Here is a 1,786-nt window from a genome sequence, read left to right on the forward strand (position 1 = left end):
AGGGGCCGAGCGCAGCGATTAAAAGCGCATCCGCCGCCAAGCCACCTTCACGCTGACACCACAAAAACGCCCTACAGCGCCAAATCCCGATTACTGGCCGCAATAAAGGCCTTCTTCAGGTCTTCGTAATTGTGCACCGCCGGGAACTGGGGGAACTCGTCAATGACGTTCTGCGGTGCATGGAACAGAATGCCGGCATCCGCCTCACCCAACATGGTAGTATCATTGTAAGAGTCGCCCGCCGCTATCACCCGGTAATACAGCGTTTTCAGCGCCAGCACGGATTGGCGCTTCGGATCTCTCTGGCGCAGCGTGTAATCCGCCACCTTGCCATCCTCATTCACCTGAAGGCGGTGACACAGCAGCGTGGGGAAACCGAGCTGGCGCATCAGCGGCTGGGAGAACTCGTAAAAGGTATCGGAAAGAATGATGACCTGAAAGCGCTCGCGCAACCAGTCCACAAACTCGGGAGCACCATCCAGCGGCTTCAACTTGGCAATGACCTCCTGGATTTCATTCAATCCCAGGCCATTTTCCTCCAGAATGCGCAGGCGTTGCTTCATCAGCACATCGTAATCCGGAATATCCCGGGTGGTCGCTTTCAGCTCTTCAATCCCCGTAACCTTGGCAAACTCAATCCAGATTTCCGGAACCAGAACCCCTTCGAGGTCGAGACAGGCTATTTCCACAATTACCCCCGCAGTGTATTGACAGTCGCCCGGACAGAGCCCGGAAAATGCGGGCAAATTTACCGGTTTGCCTGCCGAAACGCAACTTGCTTCCCCTCCTCCTGCGCGTATTGTGACTCCGGGGTTTTCACGTGGAACATAGATCCAGAAAGCATATCAATCCACGAATAATTAGCACAAAAGTTATTTTTCCATCGTTACTTTATGACCATTTTGTTGATTTTTTATTCGATATGTGGGGTTTTCACCCAACAAAACCACTAGATGCTGTGCATTACGTCGCCAAATTGATGAAACTTTGCCCAATGTTCCACGGAGCACTCCATCGGACACATAGGGGCAGACAGTGATGGAATAACCTCATAAAGACTGGGTATTAGGAAGTTATTTCGGCCTCTGGTATTCTTCTCCGCCGTGATCAGCCAACCCCAGCCATGGAATTATCAATGTCGAGCGAACTACTCAATACCGTCGATCTGGACGCCGAACTGCAACAGGCCTCGCCCCAGAAAATCCTGGAATTCGCCCTGAGCGAGTTCGACAACATCGTCGTCTCTTTCAGTGGTGCCGAGGACGTCGTTCTGGTGCACATGGCCCACCAGATACGTCCGGACATCAAGGTATTCGTGCTGGATACCGGACGCCTGCACGCCGAGACGTACCGCTTTATTGAGCGGGTGCGTGAGCACTACAAGGTCGATATCGATGTCCTTTCACCCGACGGAGAGGCCGTTCGCGAGCTGGTGCGCAAAAAAGGCCTGTTCAGTTTCTACCAGGATGGCCATCAGGAGTGCTGCGGCATCCGCAAAATCGGCCCGCTTCGCAAGAAGCTGCTGGAAGTCGACGCCTGGGTTACCGGGCAGCGCAAAGACCAGAGCCCGGGCACCCGCAACGGCATTCCGGTCATTCAGGACGATAAGCTGTTTGCCCGCCCCGGCGATCGGCTGGTGAAATTCAATCCCCTGGCCAACTGGAGTTCCCAGCAGGTTTGGGACTATATTCGGGCTATGGAGATTCCCTACAACGAGCTGCACGACAAGGGTTATGTCTCCATCGGTTGCGAACCCTGCACACGCCCGATTGGTCCGGGCCAGCAG

Annotated in this window: 2 protein-coding genes; one reads left to right on the top strand and one right to left on the bottom strand. The window is 54.4% G+C overall.

The features are described 5' to 3' along the window. Positions 1-71: 71 nt before the first annotated feature. The gene (gene thrH, locus B3520_RS02755) at positions 72-689 is read right to left on the bottom strand and encodes a bifunctional phosphoserine phosphatase/homoserine phosphotransferase ThrH (RefSeq protein ID WP_286807198.1); all 618 of its coding nucleotides are present in this window, start codon (positions 687-689) and stop codon (positions 72-74) included. 446 nt (positions 690-1,135) lie between these two features. Between thrH and B3520_RS02760 the strand changes: the two genes are divergently transcribed. After that, positions 1,136-1,786, top strand: a 651-nt coding sequence (locus B3520_RS02760; protein WP_286875361.1) for a phosphoadenylyl-sulfate reductase, incomplete at its 3' end; no start/stop codon positions are given.

It is taken from the genome of Marinimicrobium sp. UBA4509 (assembly GCF_002388575.1).
Classification (GTDB): domain Bacteria; phylum Pseudomonadota; class Gammaproteobacteria; order Pseudomonadales; family Cellvibrionaceae; genus Marinimicrobium; species Marinimicrobium koreense.